The organism is Rossellomorea sp. NPDC071047, from assembly GCF_050270195.1.
GTDB lineage: Bacteria > Bacillota > Bacilli > Bacillales > Bacillaceae_B > Rossellomorea.
Window position 1 is genome coordinate 369,130 of record NZ_JBNNJT010000004.1, and the last position, 22,784, is coordinate 391,913.

Annotated in this window: 25 protein-coding genes; 1 reads left to right on the plus strand and 24 read right to left on the minus strand. The window is 39.9% G+C overall.

Annotated features, from left to right (window positions below):
- Window positions 1–69 precede the first annotated feature (69 nt).
- Window positions 70–327, plus strand: coding sequence for a GlsB/YeaQ/YmgE family stress response membrane protein (locus ACQKFO_RS16060; protein WP_098438646.1), 258 nt, complete (start codon window positions 70–72; stop codon window positions 325–327).
- A gap of 424 nt (window positions 328–751) precedes the next feature.
- Here ACQKFO_RS16060 and gvpU read toward each other — a convergent pair whose 3' ends face one another.
- The 24 genes from gvpU to ACQKFO_RS16180 all read right to left on the minus strand — a co-directional run bounded on the left by gvpU (window position 752) and on the right by ACQKFO_RS16180 (window position 22,667).
- On the minus strand, window positions 752–1,153 hold the full coding sequence (gvpU, locus tag ACQKFO_RS16065) for a gas vesicle accessory protein GvpU (RefSeq protein WP_427599928.1): 402 nt from the start codon (window positions 1,151–1,153) through the stop codon (window positions 752–754).
- A 20-nt stretch (window positions 1,154–1,173) separates the two neighbouring features.
- Entirely contained in the window at window positions 1,174–1,989 is an 816-nt protein-coding gene (gene gvpT / locus ACQKFO_RS16070; RefSeq protein WP_427599929.1) for a GvpT/GvpP family gas vesicle accessory protein, read from the minus strand.
- Window positions 1,990–2,004: 15 nt separating this feature from the next.
- Window positions 2,005–2,334, minus strand: coding sequence for a gas vesicle protein (gene gvpJ, locus ACQKFO_RS16075; RefSeq protein WP_148996483.1), 330 nt, complete (start codon window positions 2,332–2,334; stop codon window positions 2,005–2,007).
- Window positions 2,335–2,356: 22 nt separating this feature from the next.
- A complete protein-coding gene (locus ACQKFO_RS16080; RefSeq protein WP_034764925.1) occupies window positions 2,357–2,641 on the minus strand; it encodes a gas vesicle protein K in 285 nt (94 codons plus the stop codon).
- Window positions 2,607–2,882 carry a gas vesicle protein gene (locus ACQKFO_RS16085; RefSeq protein WP_044340208.1) on the minus strand — a complete coding sequence of 92 codons (276 nt, stop codon included), beginning with the start codon at window positions 2,880–2,882 and terminating at the stop codon, window positions 2,607–2,609. The genes ACQKFO_RS16080 and ACQKFO_RS16085 overlap by 35 nt, the downstream gene beginning before the upstream one ends.
- 23 nt (window positions 2,883–2,905) lie before the next feature.
- Window positions 2,906–3,712 (minus strand): GvpL/GvpF family gas vesicle protein, encoded by an 807-nt coding sequence (locus ACQKFO_RS16090; protein WP_427599930.1) that lies wholly within the window; start codon window positions 3,710–3,712, stop codon window positions 2,906–2,908.
- Window positions 3,713–3,722: 10 nt separating this feature from the next.
- A complete protein-coding gene (locus tag ACQKFO_RS16095) occupies window positions 3,723–3,977 on the minus strand; it encodes a gas vesicle protein GvpG (RefSeq protein ID WP_148970609.1) in 255 nt (84 codons plus the stop codon).
- A complete protein-coding gene (locus tag ACQKFO_RS16100) occupies window positions 3,977–4,741 on the minus strand; it encodes a GvpL/GvpF family gas vesicle protein (protein WP_427599931.1) in 765 nt (254 codons plus the stop codon). The genes ACQKFO_RS16095 and ACQKFO_RS16100 overlap by 1 nt, the downstream gene beginning before the upstream one ends.
- A 13-nt stretch (window positions 4,742–4,754) precedes the next feature.
- Window positions 4,755–5,678: a gas vesicle protein GvpN gene (gvpN, locus tag ACQKFO_RS16105; protein ID WP_427599932.1), complete on the minus strand. Its 924-nt coding sequence runs from the start codon at window positions 5,676–5,678 to the stop codon at window positions 4,755–4,757.
- A 28-nt stretch (window positions 5,679–5,706) separates the two neighbouring features.
- Complete coding sequence (gvpO, locus tag ACQKFO_RS16110) at window positions 5,707–5,973, minus strand: gas vesicle protein GvpO (protein ID WP_427599933.1); 267 nt, start codon at window positions 5,971–5,973, stop codon at window positions 5,707–5,709.
- 86 nt (window positions 5,974–6,059) lie between these two features.
- The gene (gene gvpJ, locus ACQKFO_RS16115; RefSeq protein WP_034764908.1) at window positions 6,060–6,320 is read right to left on the minus strand and encodes a gas vesicle protein GvpJ; all 261 of its coding nucleotides are present in this window, start codon (window positions 6,318–6,320) and stop codon (window positions 6,060–6,062) included.
- A 21-nt stretch (window positions 6,321–6,341) separates the two neighbouring features.
- On the minus strand, window positions 6,342–6,815 hold the full coding sequence (gene gvpQ / locus ACQKFO_RS16120) for a gas vesicle protein GvpQ (protein ID WP_427599934.1): 474 nt from the start codon (window positions 6,813–6,815) through the stop codon (window positions 6,342–6,344).
- Between the two features lie 24 nt (window positions 6,816–6,839).
- Window positions 6,840–7,331 (minus strand): GvpT/GvpP family gas vesicle accessory protein, encoded by a 492-nt coding sequence (gvpT, locus tag ACQKFO_RS16125; RefSeq protein ID WP_427599935.1) that lies wholly within the window; start codon window positions 7,329–7,331, stop codon window positions 6,840–6,842.
- A 50-nt stretch (window positions 7,332–7,381) separates the two neighbouring features.
- Window positions 7,382–7,642 carry a gas vesicle structural protein GvpA gene (gene gvpA, locus ACQKFO_RS16130; RefSeq protein ID WP_060674023.1) on the minus strand — a complete coding sequence of 87 codons (261 nt, stop codon included), beginning with the start codon at window positions 7,640–7,642 and terminating at the stop codon, window positions 7,382–7,384.
- Between the two features lie 388 nt (window positions 7,643–8,030).
- Window positions 8,031–8,627, minus strand: coding sequence for a hypothetical protein (locus ACQKFO_RS16135; RefSeq protein ID WP_427599936.1), 597 nt, complete (start codon window positions 8,625–8,627; stop codon window positions 8,031–8,033).
- A 9-nt stretch (window positions 8,628–8,636) separates the two neighbouring features.
- Window positions 8,637–9,815 (minus strand): ParM/StbA family protein, encoded by a 1,179-nt coding sequence (locus ACQKFO_RS16140; RefSeq protein ID WP_427599937.1) that lies wholly within the window; start codon window positions 9,813–9,815, stop codon window positions 8,637–8,639.
- 565 nt (window positions 9,816–10,380) lie between these two features.
- Window positions 10,381–11,391, minus strand: coding sequence for an NADP-dependent oxidoreductase (locus tag ACQKFO_RS16145; RefSeq protein ID WP_427599938.1), 1,011 nt, complete (start codon window positions 11,389–11,391; stop codon window positions 10,381–10,383).
- Between the two features lie 240 nt (window positions 11,392–11,631).
- Window positions 11,632–12,108 carry a type VII secretion protein EssA gene (gene essA / locus ACQKFO_RS16150; RefSeq protein WP_427599939.1) on the minus strand — a complete coding sequence of 159 codons (477 nt, stop codon included), beginning with the start codon at window positions 12,106–12,108 and terminating at the stop codon, window positions 11,632–11,634.
- On the minus strand, window positions 12,098–15,094 hold the full coding sequence (gene esaA / locus ACQKFO_RS16155; RefSeq protein ID WP_427599940.1) for a type VII secretion protein EsaA: 2,997 nt from the start codon (window positions 15,092–15,094) through the stop codon (window positions 12,098–12,100). The genes essA and esaA overlap by 11 nt, the downstream gene beginning before the upstream one ends.
- Window positions 15,091–19,557: a type VII secretion protein EssC gene (essC, locus tag ACQKFO_RS16160; protein WP_427599941.1), complete on the minus strand. Its 4,467-nt coding sequence runs from the start codon at window positions 19,555–19,557 to the stop codon at window positions 15,091–15,093. The genes esaA and essC overlap by 4 nt, the downstream gene beginning before the upstream one ends.
- 28 nt (window positions 19,558–19,585) lie before the next feature.
- Window positions 19,586–20,884, minus strand: coding sequence for a type VII secretion protein EssB (gene essB / locus ACQKFO_RS16165; protein ID WP_427599942.1), 1,299 nt, complete (start codon window positions 20,882–20,884; stop codon window positions 19,586–19,588).
- Between the two features lie 14 nt (window positions 20,885–20,898).
- Window positions 20,899–21,138 carry an EsaB/YukD family protein gene (locus ACQKFO_RS16170; protein ID WP_427599943.1) on the minus strand — a complete coding sequence of 80 codons (240 nt, stop codon included), beginning with the start codon at window positions 21,136–21,138 and terminating at the stop codon, window positions 20,899–20,901.
- Between the two features lie 78 nt (window positions 21,139–21,216).
- A complete protein-coding gene (locus tag ACQKFO_RS16175) occupies window positions 21,217–21,510 on the minus strand; it encodes a WXG100 family type VII secretion target (protein WP_034764875.1) in 294 nt (97 codons plus the stop codon).
- 527 nt (window positions 21,511–22,037) lie between these two features.
- Window positions 22,038–22,667, minus strand: coding sequence for a hypothetical protein (locus ACQKFO_RS16180; RefSeq protein ID WP_427599944.1), 630 nt, complete (start codon window positions 22,665–22,667; stop codon window positions 22,038–22,040).
- Between the last annotated feature and the right edge of the window lie 117 nt (window positions 22,668–22,784).

The following is a 22,784-nucleotide window of genomic DNA, read 5'->3' on the forward strand; positions in this document are numbered from 1 at the left end:
ATTCCACTATAAAAGGGAATTAAATCAGTAACAACATATCACAAAAAACATTACTTGGAGGTAAGAAAAATGGGTATTATTTTGTACTTAATCGTAGGTGGAATCATCGGTTGGTTAGCTGGTCTTATATTAGGTAAAAACGTTCCTGGTGGAATCATCGGAAACATCATCGCAGGTATTATCGGTGCTTGGATCGGCGGGGAGCTTCTGGGAAGCTTCGGACCATCACTTGCAGGAATCGCTATTATTCCAGCCTTACTCGGAGCAATCATTTTTGTATTCCTGTTAAGCTTACTCTTAAGAGGAATGAGAAAGACTTCTCATTAAAAACACTGAAACCCCTGGATTCCAGGGGTTTTTCATTTGCCCTTAAATATATAAAAAAAACAGCCAATGTTGGCTGCCCTCTTAATACGTCATAGATTTTTTATGTCTTCTTTTATTTCGATATTTCTTATAAAACGGGTAAATGATAGGTCCCCATTTGATCAGTCTTCCAATTAAACGTTTCATAAAGGTAACCTCCTTTGTTATAGTTTGTTTACCCGTTTTTCAAAAGGTAAAAACCTCTTTTTGAAAGCATGGATATTTATCTAATTACTTCTCCCGGGAAATAATGGGGGTAATAAACTGTCATACAAGCTATACTCTGCCTGATGTTTCCGCATAGGACTGGAACCACCCCGGCCTGCCATAAACTATTCTGGGTGTAAAAAAGCAAATGACGATTAAGCCATTTGCTTTTCACCTATTACTTACTACTCTTCGACTCTGAAATCTTCCCTAAGAAAAATCCATCAATCTCACTTAATTTACCTCGCCACATAATCTTCCCTTTTGAAGGGGTCGGCTTACTGTCGCCACAATAAACCTTTGTGTTCTTTAAGTGAACAAAATGGGCTTCAGCACTTTGGTTTTCTTCAACAGATTCTCCGGCTCTGGCAAGTTCTTCACTCAACTTTTGAGCTACCTCACTGCCATCCTCGAAGGTTTCACTCAATGAGTCAAAGTATTCCTTTGCGGAAACGAGTGTACCCGTTATGACGGCTCCTTTAACATTTAACGTGATGTCTAATGAAAAGTCATGCTTGTTTGATGCTTGTACAAAAAATTCTAAGATGCTATCCTTCCCTGTACCTGATTCTAAACTCATCTTCACATCTCCTTTTTACGTTAAGCTACTGTATCGTCTTCGGTAGAGAGTGTTGTATCTTCTTCTTGATCTTCGTCTTGATCATCATCTTTTTTAGCAGATTTTTTACTTTTAGCGCTTGTCTTGCGGGTAGAACGTTTCTTCCCCTTAGAACCTGATTTACCGTTTGATTTCTTCTTGCTAGAAGCTTCTTCCTCATCATCGCTATCATCTTCATCTTCTTCGTTTTCATCTTCATTACTGTCTTCGTCGTCTTCATCCTCTTCATCTGTCGCTACTTCTTTAGACTTTTTAGAAGCTTTCTTTCTAGAAGAGGTTTCTTCTTCATCCTCGTCTTCGTCTTCGTCTTCATCACTTCCATCTTCACGTGTCGCGGCAATTTGATTCATTTTCTCTTCTAATTGCTGCAAACGGTTCTGAAGTTCCTCATTTTCCTGTTTAAGGGCATCATAATCCTGGTTGGACTCTTCTTCTTCAGAGCTATTCGATTCAGTTGAATTTACGGCCGTTTCCGCGTCTTCAGAAGCTTCCTCATCTTTATCACGCTTAAACAGGTTGGCTGTTGATGATTTTAGTGACACAGCCGCTTTTCTGGATCTTTCTTTTGCTGCTTTCCCGAAGTCCAGGCTTTTGCTTTTGATTTTCTCTTGATCGATACGATCTAAAAGTTTCTTTCCGTTTTCAGGTGTTGCCAGGTATCCTACAGTTGCTCCCAACAGACTTCCTGCTACGGTTCTCTTGATAGGCCCACTTCTTCTTGCCTTGTTCTCGTTTGTTGAATTCTTTTCTTGTCCTTGATTCTCAACTGTTGTGTTTTGCGTATTTTTTTCTGCCATCGGTAAAACCTCCAATTAGTTTGTTTCCGCCTGGTTAAGACGGTTCGTATCCAGTTTCTTTTCAAGCGATTCCAATCGTTCCTGTAATTTCTTATTTTCCTCTTCAAGTGCTTTAGTGTTGTTATCTGCGGCTTTGGAACTTAAGTAGGGATCATTTTCCCACCAGTCCATGCCTATTTCTTTTGCTTTATCTACAGAAGCAACGATTAAGCGGATCTTTATCGTCAGCAGCTCGACATCGGCGATTCCCACCGTAATATCACCTGCCACGACAACTCCTTTATCTAATATCTTTTCTAATACATCCACGATTGTATTGGATTGTACCGGATGCTCCATTCCCATCATGTAACCTCCCTAATCGGCATTACATTAAGCTCCCTAAAGGACCAAGATCTATATTCAAGTCTTCTGCATCAAGACCAAATACCTCTTTCAACTCTTCCATTTTTTCTTCTAAGTTCATTAGGGCTATGCCTAAATTCTCCACTTGTTCATCCGTTAAAGTACCGCCTTCAACACGCCGCATGGCATGTCTTTCGACGATTTGCCTTAATAGTTCTACAACGGTCAATACAAGCTGTGCCAATCCTTGTTCTGCTTTTTCCGGGTCGAAATTAATTCGCCCATTTGTCCCGCTGGCCTGTTGCATGAATCAATCCCTCCCTTTCTTTATCGAATTGATCGGACGTTACCGTTTTACGCGTTCCCTGCTTGTGTTGAACCAATGTCTCAACTGAGGAAATCAGCACTCGCAAATCGAGATACACGAGGTCGACACCTGCAATGGATATAATCAAATCTCCCTTTATCGCCACACCTTTGTCGAGAATGACATCTAAAATATCTATAAGGGCTATATCTTTGTTCTCTATCGATTCTCTGACTGTCATAATTCTCATTCCTTATATTGTGATTAAGAAAAACTTGAAAAATGATAAGGTGGCCAAGGGCCGGATGCTTCAATCTTCCAACCTGCGTGTCCCAGTTCTTCTTCGTATTGCTTAATCTCCTCTACAAATCCATCAACATTGGACACTGGAAGGAGAAAAACACTATTCCAAGCCATATGTTCTTGTCGGCCTGTGACATCCTTACTCCAATTTTTTTTGATATTTCCATGGAGCGCATGTTCTTTCAGCTTTTCATGAACCTCCTCACAGAGTCGATTCTTTTCGTTTTCAAGCTCCCGATCGATCAGCTGATCGATTTTTTTCTTTTCAAAAAACTGCCTGCCCTTTGGTAACTCGCTGATTTCTTTCCTTTTAGCTTCGATGGATGGATTGCTTTCACTTACTTGTTCCTTCAGCAGCTTATCGTCACAGTAGATTTTGACGTTCCACTCTTCGTTACCATTCAGCTGTTCAAAGGTCGTTTCCAGCTTGTTTCGGTTGCCTTCTATCGTGGACTTAAGGCTGTCCTCGTTCTTGTACAATGTACAGAACTTCAGGGGAATGATGGTATACATCTTCGAAACCATCAGGACGGTTTCGTGATGATGAAACGCCTTTTCCTGAAGCCAGTCCATGTCGTTATCGACTTTGTCCTTAATGGTCTCTTCTGAGTATTCATTCGATGGCAGATCACAGACAATTGCTGTCACTTCACCGATTTCAATCGTATATAGTTCACCTTCTCCATCGAATCCTTTCATGGAGGGAAGGGATTTTTCATTTGCTTCTTTTGTTGGGATTAAGCCGTATAAATAAAGTAAATCGCTCATCTGATCACCCTTATTTCTTTTTCGTTAGTTCTTCCCATTGCTCCATTTCCATCTGTTTCGCAATTTCATATCGTGCTAGTAACTCATCTTCTTTTTCCTGGAATGCTTCCTCAGGAATTTCACCTAATTCATACATCATTTGAAGCTGAATCAATTTTTGTTGAATGGTAGGAAGGTCGTATAATTCTTTGTCTGCTTCTTCTTTAATCTTTTCGCCGACTTTTATGACTAAATTAATTGGTGCGCTCACCAATTTATGAATCATCAGCCTTCCTCAACCTTTAAGCGTATGTTGACAAAATTGTATGCGGGCCAAGGGCCGGTGTAGTTAAAGTCGACCTTATCCTTCCATTTTTCATGGGCTTCATTGACCTTTTGATCGAACAATTCTTCCTGGTCCCGATCAATTAAGAAAGAGGCGTTGAGTAGCATTTTCTCACTTGAAGGGTCATTTGCCTTCGCCGACACCGCTGCTTCCTCAAGGGGGGCATAGACTTCCTCCTTGATTTCATTTTGCAGGGAAGCAAATAGCTTTTGAGCCATTCCTCCAAGCTGTATGCGGTCATAGTACCCGGCAGATTCAGATTTCCCTTTAACGGCTGATGCTATTTTTTCTACCTGCGGATTATCTTTGACCATCGCTTCCAGCCATTCCTTTTTACCGATAACCTTTAAGCCGAGCTCGATTTTCCCTTTAATTGCCGGGAAAAGAGTTTCAAACTGAGGATAGAGGTTTTCTAGGAGGGCCTCTACGTCGTCTCTTGATTTAAATACATTCCCGAAGCTGATCGGGATGACCGTATCCTTTTGATCCATCACCCTTGATACAGCACCCTGATGCATGAGTAAATTCTGCTTCTTGGGATGATATATTTTCATCGGTACTTCCGCTGCTACCATAGCGGCGTCTTTATATCTGATCGTGAACGTCTCTCGTTCCTCACCTTCTATTTCAATGGAACCAAATTGATCGTCTTCTTCTGTTTGAATGGCACAGAATATATAAATTCCCATTTCTTCATTACTCATTTGAAACTCTCCTTTATTCCTCAGATACCTTCATTTGTTTACATGCATCTATAATTAATTGTTCTGCTTTTTGTTGTGGGTTTTCTCCGTCGATACATCGACTTACACTGTGTGCTGCTATATCAATACATAGACGTTGAAAATCTGTATCCTTACCGTCTATGGGAATGTCTGATTCAATGGCGAGCCTTGCGATCATCAAGGAAGCACGCAAGCTCGGTCCGTTCATTTCGTTGGTACATTGATCGCGTAATGTAGAGACTAGGTTTGTAATCGCTTTTGCTTCACTCATAACCAAGTTTGCTTTTTCGGATACAATCTTTGCCTCTTGTTCTGCTCCCTTGTAATCTACGTTAATGGTAATTAACCGATCCAGGAGAGCATCCTGTGTTTGATAAACCCCTGCATATTCTGCAGGATTACTAGTAAATATGATTGCAAATTCCGGGTGTACGCGAATAAATGGTTCCGTTAGCTTTGATCCATATAAAGGAATGATTCCTTCTTCCAGAATGGATAGAAAGATATTATTCGTTGTCGGCTGTGATCTTGTAAATTCATCGTATACAAGGGTATAGCCATTCTTTACTGCTTCCAGTAATCGTCCATCTCTCCATGTCTCGGTGACACTTTCATCCTTTTTGTAAACAGATCGAACATATTGATCGACCACCTTTTTACTTGTATAACCTGTGAAATCACCGATTAAATCCTTATTATTCAGTTCATGATTTCCGTGCATGAGCATCACCGGTCTTTTTCTCTTCTTGGCAAGTGCCAGTGCAAGAGACGTTTTTCCGGCTCCGGAAGGACCTGTAAAATGTACAGGATATCCAGCTTTAAGGTATTGCAATGAACGCGAAAGCAATTCTTTCGTTTCATCGTCTTGTATTAATGCCCTGCTATCCTTTTTGATCCGTTTTGTTAAGACCGTCACGTACAATTCCCTCCTACTCGCTCATCCACTACATTTCCTGTCCAATAGCACTTCTGTAACGGATATCCCGTCGTTTAAATGATGTGACTTCCTTTTCTTTATTGAGAAGAACATCATACGTTCCAAGCATTTCGTCTTTAGCATATTTCTTCATATATTCTTTTTCTTCAATCACCTCCACCTGAAGCTTCCATCCTTCTTCTTCTGTCAACTCCACCGACGTGATCTTATGAACGGGTGCTACATGTTCATTGAAGAAATCCGTCACACTATTCATGATTTCTTTGATTACCATAGTCGCCTCCTACTGTAGATGAAGGGGGAGGGCGCCAAAAATGGCCCCCCTTCAAACACACTCTCATTCTTTTACTGCCACTTTACTTAAATGCTGAATTGGGAGCTTCTTTCATTTTGTTGAGTTGCAAGACCGTTTTCTTCTACATCATCTCGAAGCAGGCCTACTGCTTCTGCATATCGTAACCATGTGTCTACGCTGGCAATGACAACCCTTGCTTCAACCGTTAAAATTTCAATTCCAACAACAGATACTCTTGCAAATGCATCAATGACAATACCTTTGTCAAGAATACGGTCGATTACTTCTGCTAAACTTGAACTATTATTACTTTTTTGAATAGCCAATTGTTATTCTCCTTCCGGTGCTTATGAACAGATGGTTTTAATGTCTTTAGATGATTTAATATTTTCCGAACTTTTTATTTCAGTAGAACTCTTGATGTTAAAGGAACTCTTGATGTCACTTGCTCCTTTAATACTTCCCACGCCATTCATTTTTGTTTGTTTATCATTTGATGAAGAGATTTTCTTTTGGAATTCTTCTCCTGCTTCTTTGGCATTTCCTAACTTTTCCCGAACGGAAAGCAGGACATCCTGGACTTTTTCCTTTGCTTCTTCAGCTTTGGTATGAACATTTTCAGCATTTTTCTCTTTCGCCTTCTCTAATTTCTCAGATGCTTCGTTGGCCTTTGATTGAATACCGCCTTCAACACTGTTCACAAATGTTTCTTTCGCTTTCTCTTTCATCGTATCTTTTACTTTCTCTTTTACGGGCTCTGGAGCATGATCGTATGCTTTTTTAGCCATCTTGCCAACTGCTTTTTTTATCGGCTTACTCATGTAATGCCCCCTTTGGGGATGCGATTATTTCTTAGACTCCACTAAGCTGTTAAGCATTTCTTCGATACGTTCTAAACGCTCATTCAAATTCTTGTTTTCTTCTTTGATTTCTTCTAATTCTTCTGATTGATTGGAAGACTTCTCGCCTCTATCTGCCTTTGCATCTGTTTTTTCCGATAGCTCTTCTTTTTTCTTCTTTGGTGTAAGCAAGCCACCTTCCAATTTGCTCATATATCCGGTAGCGGATTGTCTTAACGTAATAATGGCTTGTTCTGTCAGGAATTCCTGTGCTGATCTTCTAAGTTCTTTACTTGCGGCTTTCATCACTTCTGATTTCCCTAAACTGTCAACGACTTTCTTCCCTGTACCAGGATTTGAAAGTAGTCCGATACCGGCTCCTACCACACCACCGATAATCGCATAATTCATGGATTGTCTGTTTTCAGCTGTTTGTTCTTCGTTTTGTTCATTGCTTTTCGTTTCCTCTGCTTGTTGACTGCTTTTTGTCTCTGCCATATCCATCCTCTTTTCTACCAAAATAGTAAAACTATATTTAATTTACTTGTTTAAATGCTAAACGCTGTTCCTCTTTCGTTTTCCTGCTTCGCCAAACCTTCTTCTTGAACTTCGTCTCTTAAAAGCCCAACTGCCTCTGCATATCGTAACCATGTATCTACACTTGCAATGACGACTCGCGCTTCTATTGTAAGAATTTCTATTCCCACTAAGGAAACTCTGGCAAATGCATCAATGACTATTCCTTTATCCAGGATTCTATCAATTACTTCTGCGAGACTTGAGCTATCGTTGCTTTTTTGAATACTCATCGAATCTCTCCTCTTAATTGGTGTAGCCAATGACTGGGTGCAAGTTTTATATTCGGTTTAATCGGTGTTTACCTCCTTTTGTACCCACCGTAAACTAGGTCATGGGAATCATTTGAAATAAACTGCCATTTTTTATACATGTTTTAATATGTATTTTTCAATCTGTAACATTTCTCTCTTACAGGTATATGGCTTGTAAGGTTTTTTGGAGAAAAAATAATTCAAATAAGACAAATTGATTACATTTTCTGAAGGAGAAATCGGGTTGAAATCAAAGGCAGAATGTGATTTTCATCGGGAAGGAGAGAGGAAATGATTCTCCTGAAAAACCTTTGCATAAAAAAGAACCAGAAGCATCACGCTTTTCAGCTTGCTTCTGGTTCTTTTCCTATTTATTCATTTGAGAAAGAAAATCGCCTAAGAGATCTTCCATCGTTTCTTCTTTAGGTTCTTCTTCAACGGTTTCCTGGGGCTTCATGGCACTATCCCAGTCAAAGTTGTCCAATTCTTCGTCAGTCGAGTAAGAACGCTCATCTATTACATCTTCATCCTGTGCATCATCCATCACTTCATCAAGGGACCACTCCCTTGATGAATCGTGACTTGCTGCAGATTCTTCCTGAAGATAGAGAGCTTCATCAATATCCAACGAATTGCTGCTTAAGGAAGCCAGAAGAGAGGCTGTACGAACCGGGTTTGAAAGCAATTGGTACACGATACTTCCCAACAGCGCTTCGGAGTGTTCATGCTTCAACCAGTCACGCTGGGATTTATCCAATCCCTTAGGAAGGGGGATCGTAATGGCTTCTCTCTGTTTGGAAATCGTATCATTTACTCCATTTAATACTAGCTCTGCAATTTTACTGGAGAAATTTCGTTTTTCCGTTTCCTTTAGCTTTTGTAAATGCTTTAATACATGATCAGGTGTATCTGAAGGAATTCGAAACGTAATCGGTTGTCCCCTCGACATCCCTTTTCCATTCATACCATCACCCTATTTGGTTTTCGCTAATTTTTGTTCTTCTTTCTGGGATTGTTGTTTTTGAGTTTTTCTTGAGAAGTCGGCAATCAGCTTGTAATAAGCATTGGCCATCATCCAAATGCTTTCCTTCTCATCTTCAAAGAAGTCGATATTGTACCCATCAAGATTGTTATTAAGCGTTTTGATATACTCTTTCAGGACGCTTGAACCTCCACCAATGAAGTAGCAGATTTCCGTTTGAGAATTCTTTTGCCACATATTACGCAGGTGACGGTATTGCTTCTTAGCAAGTTCAAGCATAATACGGTCAACGATGTCGTGTACGCTTGTACGACTTCCTTTAACCATAATATGATTACGATCATTTTTCTTCGTGATGATTTCTACCACATCGCGTCGGCTGTCGAGCTCAATGCCATGTCTTGAGCGAATTTCCTCACGGATTAATTCAAGTGATTCAGAAACACCAAGGTTAAATCCTTGGGCTTTATCATCGTCTACTTTTCGATCTTTGATGACCGCGATATCTGTTGATAATCCACCAATATCCTGAATCAAGATGCGCTTGTCAACCAAATCTTTGTTAATGATATTTGAATTATTGTCCATCACAAGGTTGATAAAAGCAGCAAATCCTTCAGGATACACCTTCACTTCATCAAACTTAATATTTACTTTGATGCCTTGATAGCGTGGAGTGACAAGGAACTCGACCTGGTGAACCGAACCTAATAATCTTGATCGATATCCAACATCTTTTCCTTCCTTTACTTCACGTAGGGGAAGACCTGTTCCGAGCGTGTAGTTTGCTTCTACTACATTATTATTCCTTTTAAAATCTGATCCATTACGTGCTGCATCCAAAGCGATAGAAGCAAACAGCATGACCAATGTTTGATCTTCTTCTGATTTACTGCTTCCCGGATCCAGTTCAGTCGAGTTATTGCTCTTTGTCGCAAGATTTCCGACACGATAGATTGCATTATTGTCTTGCAGAGCAGGGGAGTGGACACGGATATGTATGCCGTCTAGTGGGTCCTGTGTATCCAGCTCCTCTATACCGATGATAGGACGGTCTTCAACATCCCTTGCGATGACGTTCGGAATATTCACCTCAGCGTCCATTTTCCCAAAAATACCTTTTAAAGAATCATTACCAACATCAATGGCTGCAATTCTTGAATTCGTCATTAAAATCATCCTTTCATTCATGAGTGAGAATTTGTCAAAAAATTTCAACTCTTACTCTCAGAGTATACAATTTCTCGTCTGCGGTCAATCCTACTTTTCTATCGAATACAGGTGCTAAGAGAGGGTGAACTTGTATACATTTTTGTATCGTTGTATACATTATTTGTACACATACATATATATCAACAAGTACACGCATTTGTACACTTGTATACATTTTCGTACACAGTAGTATACATTTTTGTTTACATGTATACATTTTTGTAAACTATAATTTTTTTACATATTTTTACTTAGAATTGTGCTCATTCTACTATTTTATGAATCTAGGAATCTACTTTTTTTACATAAAAAATGGTGATAAATGATAGCTATCTAGAAATCTATTAGTAGATATGAAAATAAAATTATCAGGTATGAAAGAGGATAAAGATTATCAAATGAATTGAAGAAACTATTGGAGCAAAAAGGACTCGTCAAACGGAAAAGATAACAAAAAAATCGAAAAAAACCTCGACATTCAACATGTCAAAGTCGCTCATAGGTCTCATGTCGTTAGAATGCGTTATTTTGGCTTCTTCACCTGAATGACTACCTTACCCTTAGCTCTGCCCGTTTCGACGTACTGAATGGCCTCCTGAGCCTCTTCAAGGGAGTACACCCTGTCTATCACAGGTCGAATACTCCCTTTTTCGACAAGATGTTTGATTTTCATCAGCTGTTCCCCGCTGGGCTTCATGAATAAGAAGTGATAGTCTACGTTAAACTTCTTTTCAAGAGCACTTATATTTCTGCTAACTACAGAAAATAAGAGACGTTTTATAAGCCCAAGATTGTTTTCTACGGCAAATCTGCGGTTTGGCACTGCAGAAACAGATACGATTTTCCCATTAGGCTTGAGTATTTGGAACGAACGATTAAGGGAATCACCGCCTAACGTATCAAACACAGCATCATATTCGTTTGGAACCTCCTCAAATTGCTCTTCCTTATAGTTGATGACTCTATCTGCTCCGAGAGAGGAAACTAAATCAAACCCCTTTTCACTTGCCGTTGTAGCGACATACGCCCCCATTTCCTTCGCAAGCTGAATGGCAAAAGTCCCGACTCCCCCGGCTCCGGCGTGGATTAGGATCTTCTGGTCAGATTTCAGCTGAAGGATTTCATGGAATGCCTGCCATGTGGTTAAACCCACCAGAGGAAGGGACGCCGCTTCTTCAAACGTAAGGTTTTCCGGTTTCAATGAAACATCCTCTTCATGGACAGAAAGGTACTCTGCGAACGTTCCGATCCGATTCTTCCGTGGCCTACCGTACACTTCATCCCCTATGTGAAATTTGCTCACTTTGGATCCTGTTTGGATCACCTTCCCCGAAAAATCATTCCCCAACATCAATGGCATCTTGTAGTTCAATAGCATCTTTACCTTACCATCCCTTATTTTAAAATCAATGGGATTAATACTTGCTGCATGAATCTCCACTAACATATCCCGTTCACCGATTTCCGGGGAAGAAAGCTCTGTGAGCTCTAATGGGGTATTTTTTCCGTATTTATTTATGGTCATGGCTTTCATATTTATCACCCTTATCGAATTATAGTTTAAACGTTTAATCATATAAACGTATTATGTCCAGTAGATTCTCTCCAGTCAATGAAATTGCATCTCCAATAATACGTTTTTAGATGAATGGTATGAAACGTGGAAGATGCTCTTTGTGGATTCAGAGGGGCATACGCATTCGATGATGAGTGAAGGAAGAAATTAATATAAGAAGAGGAGCCCGTAAAAAACGGGCTCCTCTTCTTTTTCATATCAACCTTTGCTTCCTTGAGTCGTTCTATTCCAAATGACAATAACAGTGATAAGAAGGAACACACAAATTCCTACTAACATAGCAATCAATATAGAGAGGGAGGAACCAGTCTGACTTCTTTCCTCCAGGTTCCCTAATCTCGCCGATTCGGATTGACTAAACAGTTTCAGGTTTTCTGCTTTTGCTTTAATTGTATTTGTATCTTTTTCCTCACTTTTAAATAACTTATCAGTAAGATCGTTCAATTTGTTACTGGAAATCCCTTCAAATGTTAAACTTTTTTGTTCTTCAGGGATTTTTATCTTTTCATTTGTGAGCGTCTGGTCATGGATGAGGTCGGTATTCTTTTTGAAATCATTGTTTTGATAGTCATTCGGGATTAAATCCTTAATGTTTGTATTGGCCGAAATAGGGGGCACAAACATGATGACAAAGCCCCCTATTAATAACAATTGAATCAGTATTTTACCCCTCATACGCTTCCGTGCCCTCATCAGATGTTCTATTAGAGCGTTTGTCTAATATCACCTGCACGATGGTTAACCCGATAACAATCAGTCCCAGTACAATGACAGCTTGATTAAATAAAGAGTCTGATCCATATTGAATCGACATGTATACGGTGGACATCGGGTCTTTAAATGTAAAATTAGGTGTTGTTAATGCCAATAATGGCGTCACGAACAGTGCTACCAGTCCTACAGCGACAAACCAGCCCAATAACCGGTGTGTGACAAAAGCAACACGGATTAATCCTGATCCTGCTAATAGCAGAAGAATGGTAAAGATCGTCCACTCAACTGAACGGGATTCAACTAGAGGATAAATGTCCAATCCATAAAGACTAATAACAAACCCTACAATGAGATTTAACAGTAGGAATATCACCCCTTGAATCCAAAGGGGAGCATTTTGGAAGTAATAGCTTGTGTATCCGATAAGCAAGCTGGATAACAAGATAATAAACAAAATCACTACTGGTGGCAGGGCACTTGCTTTCTTCTCTTCCGGGACATCTCCGTTTACATTAAGAGGATTCGTCAAGAAATCATAAACATAACCATTGGATTGTCCGTCAACGAACGCATTCCCCAGTACACTAAACACATCATCACGAATTAATTGAGTGGAGGCTACATTTGTTGCCCACTTATTATTCAGTGTATCCGCGTCACTTTGAACATTGGATACATTGGATTGAAGCTCATTTGTGTAGGAAACAATTGTATTTTGGCTCTCACTCACTGTATCCAGGAAGGAATGGATAGACTTAATTTCACTTCCAATTTGCTTCTGGTTCCCCACTAAATCTGGTCCTGTAGCCCCTGAAACCGGAGTTGGAGCCGCTTGATCAGGCTGTTGTATACGATTTAGAACGTTCGTAGCTTCTTGATTGATCGCATTCAGGCTCTCTGTAAGCTGAGATTGCTGATCATCAAGAGTTTGGTTGTATTCTGCCGCAAACACGGTAAATGAGTCTTGAAGCGTGTTAAGAGCATCCTCTGTATTCGGCAGCCCTGTATTTAACTGCTCCCACTCCGCTTGTTCAGTCTGACTTACTTTCAGAATCTCATTTACCTCATTTTTCAGCTCTTCATCCTGAAGAACGGCAGCTTTTACTCCATTCTCCGTTAACATACTGTTAAGAGTCGCTTCATACCGATCCAGGTAAGAGTAATATTGTAGAAGATCCATAAGCTTATAGTTATTAATCCCGCGAGAAAAATAACCATATAGTGTGTTTCTTCTACTTTCAGATAATGCAGCTGAGTTCAGGATGGAGCTTTCTTTATCCTCGATTTCGTCAACGATATTCGAAATATTGTCAGAGAACATCTCCAATTGGTTAATCAAAGCTTCATTCGTCTCAGTCAATGTCGTAACCTGATCTTTAAGTTCTTGATTTTCTGTTGTAAGAGTTTCAACTTGCTTGGTCAATTCATCGATTTTATCAATCAATGTCTGATTATCTTCAAGAAGTCTTGATACTTCTCCCAACAGTCTATCCACTTCAGCCTGCAGAGGATTTTCTGAGCTATTATTTTTTCCTTGCAGCTGCGTTCGAACCTGCAGGATGCGATCATTGATTGTTTGAATATTGGTAACTGCCTCGGTTATAGCTTCAGGTGTTGGTTCTGTTAAATTAGTCAGTGTTTCTTTCAACGCATCGATTTCTGTTGAAATGGCTGTCAGTTCACTTATTTCCGGATCTAAATTCGGTGGTGCAGGAGGGGGATCGCTTGGTTCCCCTGTCCCGGGCTCACCTTCTTGAGAGGAAATGATGACCTGTTGAGGGTCGGGTTCCTCTCCGTCTTTTGGTGGTTCAGGAACTTCAGGAGGAGCGGGTGGATTAAAAATCTCCCCGTCACCTTCAGCCAGCTTATTGTTAAGTTCAAAAATACTTCCTTGCAGGTTATTTAAGGTCGTGGTGTCCTGCAATTGCTGATAGAAGTTCAACACCCGTTCCTGGAATGAGTAAAAATCTTCTACCTGCCTTCCTACTTCTTCAAACCTGCGTTCTTGTAAATCTGTAAACACCGTCTGGTTCGTTTCCATATTACTATTTAGTTGGGTCATTCCTGCAGCAAGGGACTCACTTTGTTCTGAGAATAGCGATTTTGCTTTCAAATATCTTGGCTGCTGGTTTTCAGTTGACGCGTTGATCATTTCAACCGATTGTGATTGAATATCTGCGAGTAATTGCTTTTGATTATCCTGATATTCTCTATACTGGTTGACGTATTCAACAAAGCTGGAAAGACTTTGTTCAAACGATGAAAGCGTGTTTTGTTGCTCGGGTGCACGGCTGTCTGCCTGCTGAATCGAGTTCTGTAAATTAGAAAGCATTGAGGTCTGTTGTTGGATTTGTCCGGCCAAATCTTTCGAGCTCGGTTTATAGAATGACAGCATCGTTTCTTGGAAAGCCTGCTCTTTTTGTAGGATTTCATCGAATTCAGCACGGATATTCTCCATGTCTGCCGATACATAATTCCAATAGAGTGAGGACATCTTGTTATTCACTCTTTTAGTAGCCCTTTCAATCTCTAAAAGGACTTTTTCTTTATTTACAGCATTCAGTTGCGTTTGAACTTTATAATTAAGATTTGTTTTTACTGGTCTTTCCTCATCATATGTCATCACTTTGTCAGAGAAGTCTGAAGGTATATACACAACGGCATCATATTTAGAGCTTTGAAGACCGTTTTCTCCTGCACTTCTGCCTACAACTGACCATTCAAAGGATGATTGATCCTCCAGAATGGACGTAACATCCCCTCCAAATGCCAACGTCTCTCCATCCAATTCTGTTCCGGCATCTTCGTTCACAATGGCGATGGACTGAGTAGCGTTTTCTTTTACTTTCAGAGGATTTTCTCCCACTGACCGGAAGAAAAGAAGAGGAGTGGCAAGAATCATCATGACCGCTAATAAGAGTTTAAATAGGCTTACTTTCTCTGTCATGCGTGTACTTTCCTTTCCGTTACCATAAGTGGTATTTGAATTTTAGTTTCTTTACCATTTTCTACATAATAACCAAATCCTGGTTGAATTTCTGGTTCTCTTCGATCATAGCTGAGCGTGAACAAGGTTTGTTCAGATTTCTTCATCAAGACAAGAGCCTGACGAACCTGCTTCATTTCTACTGTTAAAGTGTCATATCCCTTTGTTAATTCACTGTTGTTTCCGGAAACAATCATGCAGAACCCTAAGTGACTATAATTTTTCATACACTTAACAATTCTGTCCTGAAGCAGTGCATCCAGATTCTGCAGGAACCTTGCATAACCATCTACAATGAGGATGACAGGTGAGAAGGATGGAAGTGCACTTCCCTTTTGTATGGACAGATTATATTGCCCTTCTCTTACACTAAATAATTCTTCCACTCTATTAAGCCACATTGTGATATGTTCTTTGTTCTCCATATAGACTACTTTTTCTTCTTTCATTAAGTTTGAAAGTCCTCTGTCAATGGAGTCGAATATCGCAATATGCTCACTATCCTGCAATAACGCCGTATTGGCTAAAACCTTCAGGACGTTCGTTTTTCCTTTTTGGGCCTGACCCAATACCAGACAATGCTTCGTCTTTTTAAAGTTTACATACACCGGCTTAACTAATTCTTCGTCTAAGCCAACCGGAAGCAACCCTTCTTTCCTGCCTGAATCTGTATATTGGGTAAAGTTGACCATCGTCAACTCTGTCGGTAGCATAGGCACCGGATCAGGCGACATTAATCCTTTATACTTTTCTTTCAATAACTGAATTTCTTCCTTCAGGAGATTCATCTGCTCATAATCGTCCTTCCCTTCTGTTGGAAGGAATACTTGAGAAAAGAAAGCTGTATCTTTCTTAACGATCGCTCTACCTGGAATGGCTTCCGGAGTGAATGGTAGTCGCCCAAGCATCGTATAAGCCTCTGAGCTGTCCATCAGATAGTGAACAATTTTAGTCTTTAAATTATTCATTAACGATTGACGGACTGAATTTACCCGTGTAGCTGTAAAATACATATACACTCCCAGTGACTGACCATCCCTTGCAAATTGATTAATTTGCGTCTCAAGCTCTTGCATCTCTTCTTTAACCAAATCGAAATTGTCGATTGTTACAAATAGGAGAGGAAGTTTTTCTTCACTTATGGTGTTATACATTTTAATTGAGCTTACTTCCTGCTTTTGGAAAAGCTGCTTTCTGCGGGCTAATTCATCTTCCAATATGCCGATGAATTTCTCGATCTTTCTTTCTTCATCGATGAGGAAGTAGTCTGCGGTGTGCGGCAGCTGCTTTAAAGGCAGTAAGCCACCGTTCCCAAAATCAAGAAGATAATAATGAACTTCCTCAGGTGAAAATTGAGTGGCCATCCCCATCAATAAGGTGATTAGCGTCTGAGTCTTACCATACCCTGAAGATCCAAAGACACCGACATTCCCGTCCTCAATCACTTCATAATGGTACGGGGTCTGACTCTGTTTCTCAGGTTCATCAATCATGGAAAGTAAGATCTTATTCTCCTCTCTCTGTGCAAATGAAGTACGGTAGATGCGATTTGAAAGAGGAGGGAGCCATGGACTGGAAAGCTTCTCTAACTTCATCTGATCCTGTAAAGCTTCAATTCGATCGACGACAGCGTCAATTTCACTGACCATTTCTTTCTGGTGGCTCGGATTAGTCGAAACTTCCGATAACGGAATCAGCCCTAAATCCGTAACAATCGCAACTTCATCCTCTGATTCAAAGGATTCCTCCTGATAGGGAGCTCCACTCCATGCGGATTGAAACAGGTCATACACCTCATTATTCCCGACCTGTAAATACCCTCTCCCTGTTACGGTCAGCGAGGCTGCATCCCCATTTTTAAGGATTTCACGGCTGTCTTCCGTATTCTGTACTTTAAGAGCGACGCGGAAACGGGCATTACTCCATATCTGATTATCGATGACTCCTCCAGGCTTCTGAGTTGCAAGGATAAGATGAACTCCTAAGCTCCTCCCAATACGGGCTGCACTTACAAGTTCTTTAATGAATTCCGGCTCTTCACTCTTAAGTTCAGCAAACTCATCGGATATTAAGAATAAATGAGGAAGGGGTTCTTCCGTTTTGCCTTGCTTGTAAAGGCGTGTATAGTCATTGATATGATTCACTTCGTAACGATCGAATAAGCGCTGCCTGCGTTTCAATTCACTTTTAATTGAAGCGAGTGCCCTCGTACTGAAGTTCTTACTTCCTTCAATGTTGGTTATCGTCCCTAATAAATGCGGGATATTCTTGAAGGGCTGTGCCATTCCTCCACCCTTGTAGTCGATTAATAGAAATGCTACTTCGTGAGGATGGAAATGGACCGCTAAAGATAGAATATACGTTTGTAAAAATTCACTCTTCCCTGAACCGGTTGTTCCGGCAAGTAATCCATGGGGGCCATGGGCCTTCTCATGCAGATTCAGCTCGACAATATCCTCTTTTCCTTTTAGACCAACGGGAACTGCTAAGGATTTAGCTGATTCTCTGGATAGCCAGTTCTCTTGAATGGGAAGCTGATCAACCTCCCTCACCCGAAGCATGTCCAGAAAAGAAACACTTGAAGGGATGGAGTTAGTCATGCCGATCTGATGATTAAGAGTCCGCAAGGTTCTTGCATACTGCTCATTGCCCTCATGATTGTATTCATCCATTTCGAATGGAATCTTAACCGCCTTTTTATCCTGAATCAGAATGTCCCCTTGCTTGTCATTGATATAACGAACGAGAGTGTGGATGTTATCAGACAAGCTCTCTTTCGCCTCTGCAGCGAAAATGACGGACATTCCTAAATGAGCATATTCCCCCTCTAAATACTGGAGAATCACATGGTCTGAAATAAGCTGGTGGTTGGTTATGATAAAAACGTAATGTGGTGAAAAACGTACTTTATCTGAGTCCTCTTCAATATCTCTTTCACGAAGGACCTCATATATGGAAGAAAGAATTTGATCCCTGGTTTTCTCGTTATAAATGAACCCTTTAGCAAAGGACTGTGGTAATTGAAAGTGTGGTAACCACTTCATCCACTCCCAATCCGTATACTCTTCCTCATGAAAAATATAGACAAACCGTACATCGTGGTAACTATGAAAGAACGCTAATTGCCCGATCAGCTGGTGAATCTCATTTTTATAGACGGATTCCTTACCGATCAGTCCTATTGCACCTTTATGAAGATCCGCTGAAACAGGTAATTGATCAATCTCACGATAAACCATTTCTAACTTCTGGGACTCCTCCAACAACTCATCCATTTCACGGTTTGACATATCGGAGGAATTCACTGAAATACTGTAGCTTGCAGGTACTTCCCCACTTCCTAACCGAAACTGGAGGAAGTCCGGACTTTCAAGGGTCCTTTCCCAAAGACGATCGGAAAGCTGCTCTGTCAGATACTTCATTCTTTCAAAAGTAGGGAAGTGAAATTGCAGAACATCTGCCTGTTTCTCAGCAAGCTCCTGAAGTTCTTTTCTCTTACTCTCCAAATAATGAGTATAGATCCGTTTCCTTCGTTCCTTGGATTTCTTTCTATTACTCTTATCTTTAAAGAATTGTACGGTTGACGTTACTAAAGTGGTTGTAAACATCACCATTGAGATAATAATGAATATTCCACGTGGAATCACGAGCGCTACAATGGCCATGACAATTAACATCATCAATGGGGGAAGAATAATCAACCATAAACTGCGATTTGTATCGCTCGATTCCTGACTCGGAAAGGATAATTGAACTTTATCATCAGGAAGATCATAAATCATGCGTGGCGTTCGGCGATAATTGGGATATTTCTTCTGCATTTCTGATGTAGGACGTATTGAAGCCATTAATTCAGTTTGATAATCATCGATACTATGTATCTCGATTAAATCATCTTCTAATAGGGTAATAGTTAAAAAAGGAGAAAATAAAATGTCTCCAACCTTAAGCTTTTGCTTCCCTTTGACCTGATGTCCGTTTAGATAAAGCGAAGACGCCTCATCAGCATCCATCACCCATTCATCATCGCCATTTTTATACCAATGACAAGTTTGAATGAGATCCTTTTTCTCATAATAAATGGTTGCGTCCGGTTGTTCAGTAGATATACTGATTTCTTCTTTATGACCGACATAATAGATTTGAGACTTTAATGGTAATGGCGTGACCATTATGTGCAGTTCTTTATCACCTGCAAGCAAAGATTCTTTGCAGCCTGGTTTAAGAATCCTTTCTTCTTTCCCGTCTTGATATAGCTTGAAAGTATCGCCAGAGTGCTCTACGAAAATGGCCTCGGCTGAAGATGGCAACGAAAGAATCGTGATTGAATCTTCCAATCGTGGACCTAATGTAATTTTTTTATTTTCATCCTCAATCATGATTGACTGATAGTAATGATCGTGAAAAACCCAAAGGGCATACATATGCTCACCTCCCCTGTTAGTTTATTTGTCAGGATTCCTTCTTATCAGGCTGAGTTGGAGGGGTGGAACTCTCTCCATCAGTCTCTGCCGGTTTTTGTTCAGGTGTCTTTTTTTCCTCATTCTCTTGCGGTTCTTCCGTTGTTTGTGCCGGTTGTGATGGCTGTTCGTCTTCCAACGCTTTCATTTCTTCCTCGTATTCAGCTATTTCACTTTCAATCTCATCCAGTTCCTGCTGTCTTTCCTCGCTATCAAGATCTCCGTCTGCCTTGACCTGCTCTCGGTACTTAAGAAGTCCAAACAGAATTAAATCCCGGTCCTCCAGGAACCTGGCTGCTTCTAATGCTTCTTCAGCCTTTCCTCTTCCGATATTGATCCAATACTCATAATAAAGTGGATCTGATTGAAGGGAGACAGTATTTCGTACATTCTCTTTTTGGTCTTCGGTCAAGGATTCGTTAATAATATATGAGAGTGCAAGTTGATATTGAGTGACCTTCGGAATTTCTTCAACCTCATAAGGCTGTAGTTCAGTTACTACATCGCTGTACTTATTTAGGAGAAAACTCTCCTGAGCCGCTACTACCCTTTCCTGCTTGGGAAATATAAAGAATAGAGAATATATAGAGTAAATAATTGCCGGTACTAAGAGTAATGATATTCCGAGCAGTACATAACGATTGAGTTTCCACTTTTTCTTACTCACAGTCATAAGTAGGGAATCAGACTTTTTGGCCTCTTTTATAAAATGATTCAACACTTCTCCGACACGTTCGATGCTTTCGGCCTCCAAAACATCCTTAGTCATTGACGACAATTTTAACGTTTCATTGAACTTAAAGTATTCATCAAATGTATGCTGCCGATCCACAATAGCTGCGACAGTAGCTTTTGTCTGTTTTAACAACAAATCTTCATCTTTTTCGTAAGGGGGAAGACTCTCCTTAACACCATAATGGATAAAGTGGGGAGTCAGTCCCTGATCAAATACAATATTTTCAGGACAAATAATGAGATGGAGACGTGATAAGGTATGGTTCCGTACCTTCTCTACCAGTTGATAGGCAGACATCAACCTTTCTTTCTCATTCGCTTTTAATTGGGGATAAAAAGAGAAGGAGTCAGGTATGGTATTCACGATGCATAATTCATCATTTTCCATCGTGATTTCTCTTTGTATGGATGGGTTAATGTTCTTAAAGAAGTGAATTTCCGCTATTTGATCCAATTTTATCTTTTCTTTTTGAAAGATAAATGTCATCTTATTTTCTTTTTTATGTACAACGGCTTCGAGCTTTTCTTGTAAGTATGATCCACTTTTTTGTGACATTCTATTGGTCTCCTTTATAATATTTCAATTCGATCTCCAGAATGAATTCCTGCATCTATCAACCTTACATGACCGGGAACCACCTTTTGTTTATTAACAATCCGAATCCAACAACCCTCTCTGGGATCGGTTGTAAGTTTCTGAGACTGCCACACAAGATCGATCAGTTTTTTAACAGTATGGTAGTTTGATAATCTAAGATCGAAGCTCTTCTCCTCATAATGTCCTAAATCGATGGTAATTTCTATATACATGTCGGGTTTCACCTCATAAGGAAGGAGCGCCACATAATGATAAGCGCTCCTTCATGTTTAAAATAGTTGGGGATAAACTTATCCGCGAATTTGATTGGCAATTTGAGCATCTGCATCTTCAAGAGACTTAGCAGTGCTAGTCAATTGCATTGAGATGTCTTCAAGCAGTTGCTGCATTTGCAGGAATGACGGGCGTAAAGTTTGGTATTGCTCTCCAAACGCGCGGCTTGATTCACCTTCCCACATACCTTCAAGCTCAGAAATCATATTATCCAGGCGTGAAATCTGTTCTCCTACTTGGCTGCTTTCACTTGTGTATCGGTTCGACATACTAATCAATTCTGCTGGGGTAACACGAATAATTCCTGACATGTAATTCCTCTCCCTTAATTGAAATTGTTGGTGGTAATCATCTATATCAAATCAGAATACCCATATAAGAAACATGAACCTTGTAAACTATGTAACCCGTTTTCTATCATCTAAATCCTTTTTATTACAATTGTTTCCACACTTCCAATATCATACTATTATAAACATACATATAAACACAATTTTTACAGCGAAAAGGAAACTTTATAACTACAGGAATAAACACTTTCAGGTCATTTGGTATAAGAATCGTTTGATGATATTAGGAAAATAGTGCTAAAAAAGACTAGAGACTCTCCATTTAATAACATTTATAGGTGATTACTTATTGAAGGATTCGACTCATTAGTTACAAGTACTTACTATATATCCTTATTTTTACTTTTATAAACCATTTATTTTTTAAAAATTAACTTAAGAAGAAATTCTATAAAAGGTGTATTCGTCAACATAAAGAACCTTACTCCTTTATTTAAGAGTAAGGCTCTTTGTGTAATGAATGAACTTAAAAGAATATCTGTTCATTTTTATAATTCCTCTACATTTTGTTTCGGTTCATTCAAGTCATACGTCACACCATATTCTTCTGCGAGAAGTTTCATATCCGAATGGTAAGCCTCCACCAGTTTGTAATATTCCTCCATTTTAGCATTGGATTCATTAATCAAGCTTTCATCCTGATCTTCAATCGCCTTTTTTTCGAGAATGAGTGCATCGTAAAAAGTTTGAGTGGCCGTTACGATCCGGTCAGTCATTACCTCAAGCTCAGGAATCTCCGCCTCAATACCCATCGCTTCTTTCAAGGCTTTCTCGTAGGCAGGAATGGTGTTGCTGATCAGCTCATTGTAGACGGTTGGATCATCCGTATAGTTGACACCAGAAACCGATGCCAGTGACTGGAAGGCGATGACTTCATATTCTGCCACCTTATAGATATCCTTGTTGATGAATTGAAGAATAGCCTTTTGCTTATCAGCATCTGTCATCTCTTCACTTTCCGAGCCATCATTCATTAGTTCTACTTTGTCATTATCATTCTTATTACTGACCGCCTCTTTGGACTCCGCATCCTGGTCCTTATTAATCGAAATCTGCACTTCCCCACATCCACTTAACAAAACCGCCGTTATCACTGAAAACCCTAGAAGTTTCTTCATGATTTAATTCCTTTCTTATGCAATTCGGTAAATTGCTTTTAGGAGTTAAATACCCATATTTTGTTAAAATAATCAAAATACTTCTAAATAAAACAGTTCCTTTCTTCAGTCATATGG

Bases quoted from the DNA above. Each gene is read 5' to 3' on its own strand.
- gvpU (WP_427599928.1), bottom strand. From the start codon at position 1,153: ATGAGTTTAGAATCAGGTACAGGGAAGGATAGCATCTTAGAATTTTTT.
- ACQKFO_RS16140 (WP_427599937.1), bottom strand. From the start codon at position 9,815: ATGACGAATTCAAGAATTGCAGCCATTGATGTTGGTAATGATTCTTTA.
- ACQKFO_RS16085 (WP_044340208.1), bottom strand. From the start codon at position 2,882: ATGACAGTCAGAGAATCGATAGAGAACAAAGATATAGCCCTTATAGAT.
- essA (WP_427599939.1), bottom strand. From the start codon at position 12,108: ATGAGGGGTAAAATACTGATTCAATTGTTATTAATAGGGGGCTTTGTC.
- gvpJ (WP_148996483.1), bottom strand. From the start codon at position 2,334: ATGGGAATGGAGCATCCGGTACAATCCAATACAATCGTGGATGTATTA.
- gvpT (WP_427599935.1), bottom strand. From the start codon at position 7,331: ATGGCAGAGACAAAAAGCAGTCAACAAGCAGAGGAAACGAAAAGCAAT.
- essC (WP_427599941.1), bottom strand. From the start codon at position 19,557: ATGTATGCCCTTTGGGTTTTTCACGATCATTACTATCAGTCAATCATG.
- gvpT (WP_427599929.1), bottom strand. From the start codon at position 1,989: ATGGCAGAAAAAAATACGCAAAACACAACAGTTGAGAATCAAGGACAA.
- gvpA (WP_060674023.1), bottom strand. From the start codon at position 7,642: ATGAGTATTCAAAAAAGCAACGATAGCTCAAGTCTCGCAGAAGTAATT.
- ACQKFO_RS16095 (WP_148970609.1), bottom strand. From the start codon at position 3,977: ATGATTCATAAATTGGTGAGCGCACCAATTAATTTAGTCATAAAAGTC.
- ACQKFO_RS16090 (WP_427599930.1), bottom strand. From the start codon at position 3,712: ATGAGCGATTTACTTTATTTATACGGCTTAATCCCAACAAAAGAAGCA.
- ACQKFO_RS16170 (WP_427599943.1), bottom strand. From the start codon at position 21,138: ATGTATATAGAAATTACCATCGATTTAGGACATTATGAGGAGAAGAGC.
- ACQKFO_RS16180 (WP_427599944.1), bottom strand. From the start codon at position 22,667: ATGAAGAAACTTCTAGGGTTTTCAGTGATAACGGCGGTTTTGTTAAGT.
- ACQKFO_RS16060 (WP_098438646.1), top strand. From the start codon at position 70: ATGGGTATTATTTTGTACTTAATCGTAGGTGGAATCATCGGTTGGTTA.
- ACQKFO_RS16145 (WP_427599938.1), bottom strand. From the start codon at position 11,391: ATGAAAGCCATGACCATAAATAAATACGGAAAAAATACCCCATTAGAG.
- ACQKFO_RS16080 (WP_034764925.1), bottom strand. From the start codon at position 2,641: ATGCAACAGGCCAGCGGGACAAATGGGCGAATTAATTTCGACCCGGAA.
- ACQKFO_RS16135 (WP_427599936.1), bottom strand. From the start codon at position 8,627: ATGAATGGAAAAGGGATGTCGAGGGGACAACCGATTACGTTTCGAATT.
- gvpQ (WP_427599934.1), bottom strand. From the start codon at position 6,815: ATGAGTAAGCCGATAAAAAAAGCAGTTGGCAAGATGGCTAAAAAAGCA.
- essB (WP_427599942.1), bottom strand. From the start codon at position 20,884: ATGTCACAAAAAAGTGGATCATACTTACAAGAAAAGCTCGAAGCCGTT.
- ACQKFO_RS16175 (WP_034764875.1), bottom strand. From the start codon at position 21,510: ATGTCAGGAATTATTCGTGTTACCCCAGCAGAATTGATTAGTATGTCG.
- ACQKFO_RS16100 (WP_427599931.1), bottom strand. From the start codon at position 4,741: ATGAGTAATGAAGAAATGGGAATTTATATATTCTGTGCCATTCAAACA.
- gvpO (WP_427599933.1), bottom strand. From the start codon at position 5,973: ATGGTAATCAAAGAAATCATGAATAGTGTGACGGATTTCTTCAATGAA.
- esaA (WP_427599940.1), bottom strand. From the start codon at position 15,094: ATGACAGAGAAAGTAAGCCTATTTAAACTCTTATTAGCGGTCATGATG.